Annotated in this window: 3 protein-coding genes; all 3 read right to left on the bottom strand. The window is 73.6% G+C overall.

The window, feature by feature from the left end; all coding sequences use genetic code 11:
* The coding region (locus OO48_RS33870; RefSeq protein ID WP_209439595.1) for a LacI family DNA-binding transcriptional regulator at positions 1-231 on the bottom strand (231 nt) is incomplete at its 3' end.
* A 22-nt stretch (positions 232-253) separates the two neighbouring features.
* Entirely contained in the window at positions 254-784 is a 531-nt protein-coding gene (locus OO48_RS33865; protein ID WP_033223466.1) for a hypothetical protein, read from the bottom strand.
* Positions 785-1209: 425 nt separating this feature from the next.
* Positions 1210-2070, bottom strand: an 861-nt coding sequence (locus tag OO48_RS33860) for a carbohydrate kinase family protein (RefSeq protein ID WP_033223465.1), incomplete at its 5' end; no start/stop codon positions are given.

Here is a 2070-nt window from a genome sequence, read left to right as displayed (position 1 = left end):
CGGCGTGGTGGCGATCTCGTCGCTGAGGAAGCCGACGGTGTAGGAGCGGCTCAGCCGCAGGCCGCGGGCCAGGTTGTTCGGGAGGTACCCCAGGCGCTCCGCGGTCTCCAGGACGGTCTGCCGGGTCTCGGGGTTGATCCGCTTGCCCTCGACCGCGTTGAGGACGTGGGAGACCGTCGTTGCGGACACCCCCGCCGCCGCGGCCACGTCCTTGATTCCAACGCGCTTCATCATGCCTGCCAAAACGTTTCGATTATGTGGTGCGACGGCGATCGCCGCATCCGGCGCCTGCTGTCAAGAGACCGTTACTCGCTCGTGTCGGCACGGTGTTCGAGCCGGTGGCCTGCGAACCTGCGTCCGGCACGCCCCGGCTTTCGGCCGTCCCGGGCGCTTGCGGGCACGCTCGACCGGAGCGGCGGGGCACGGCCGCGTTCTGCTCGCGCCGCGCCTCCCGCGCCGAGGGGAGTTCGATGATCCGGCAGCCCTGGCGGGTGAGGATCTCGACGACTCGGCGCGCGGCGTCGTCGTCGAGCCCGAAGACCCACGGGCCCGGGATGAGCACGACGCTGATGGCCCCCGAGGCGACGCCGGCCATCAGGTCCGCCAGGCGCGGCGGCATCCGGCGTGAGGAGATCCCGTTGTCGATGTAGAGGTACGGAGAGAGCCCGAGCGCGAGCGCCTGCGCCTCCAGCCTGCGGCGCAGGGTCTCCACGGCCCAGTCGTCGCGCGGGTAGCAGCGCAGGTAGACGGCGCTGGTCGGCGGCCGAGCCGCTGTGGGGTCCATGGTCGCTCCTTGCTGCGGTGCGTGAGTCGGATGTTGTGTTCGCGCGCTTCGGCCTTCGCTCCGCGATGACGCCGGCTCACCGGACCGATCGGCCTTCACCGTGTGTCGCCGCGTCCGGTTCGTACCGGCCTCTACGCCTGTCCGCCTACCGTCGACGCATCGTCAAAACGATTTAGCAGCTGTCGTTCAGACCGTTTCCAAACGCCGGGCATGTCAACGGGCCGTGACGTTTTCGTGTTCTCCTCACTGAGCGTGCGCATCCGGGCGGGCGCGGGCAACGGCGGGCGCAGCGCCCGCCCCGCGCGGGCCCTCACCGCGGGGGCGGGCGCCTTCCGGAGCGATCATGGACGGCTCGCTCCAGTCTGGTGGGTGGCTTGGCGCCGCTCAGTTCGCGGTCGCTTTCCGTACGCGGGGGCGGGGCGGCGTCACCGGGAGGCGGCGGCGGGGACGGACTCCAACTGGTGCGCCCAGGGCGGGTTCGGGCCGGCCACCGAGCAGGTGTACGCGGCGACGCGCGCCGCGTACCGGCAGGCGTCGGCCACCTCGTCGGCGGTCAACCCGTCCAGCCGTCCGCCCAGGCGGCCGGCCAGGGAGAGCCGGTGGAGCAGGCCGGCGGTGAACGAGTCGCCGGCGCCGATGGTGTCCACGACCTCGATGCGCGGCGCGGGCACGGAGATCCGGACGCCGTCGAGCGAGGCGAGCGCGCCGCGGCCGCCGAGGGTGATCACCACCAGCCGGACCCCGGCCAGGTGCCAGGTGTCGCAGGCGCGCTCGGGGGTGGCGCCGGGCATCAGCAGTTCCAGGTCGTCGGAGCTCAGGCGCAGGACGTCGGCGAGCGCGCACCAGCGCGGCAGCCGCTGCCGGTAGACGGCCGGATCGACCAGCAGGGGGCGGACGTTGGGGTCGATCGAGACGGTCGCGCCGTCGCGGGCGCGCACCAGCGCCTCCTCGACGTGCTCGTCGCCGGGGGCGCGGACCAGGGCGAGCGAGCCGGTGTGCAGGCAGGCCGCGTCCTCGGGGCGGGCGGCGGCGAGTTCGGCGCCGGTCCACTGCCAGTCGGCGGTGGCTTCGGCGTGGAAGGAGTACTGGGCCTGGCCGTGCCGGTCGAAGGTGGCGATGGCCAGGGTGCTGGGTTCGGGGGCGGCGACCGCGCCGGAGAGGTCGACGCCGGAGGCGGTGAGGTGGGCGCGGAAGAGCGCGCCGAAGGCGTCGGTGGAGAGCCGGCCGAGGAAGCGGGTGGGGGTGCCGAGCCGGGCCAGCGCCACGGCGGTGTTGGCCGGTCCGCC

The sequence above is a fragment of the Kitasatospora phosalacinea genome (genome assembly GCF_000716545.1).
Classification (GTDB): domain Bacteria; phylum Actinomycetota; class Actinomycetes; order Streptomycetales; family Streptomycetaceae; genus Kitasatospora; species Kitasatospora phosalacinea.
This window is presented reverse-complemented; position numbering and strand designations above follow the sequence as displayed.

Excerpts from the sequence above, each read along its gene's own strand:
- OO48_RS33865 (WP_033223466.1), bottom strand. The coding sequence starts at position 784 with ATGGACCCCACAGCGGCTCGGCCGCCGACCAGCGCCGTCTACCTGCGC.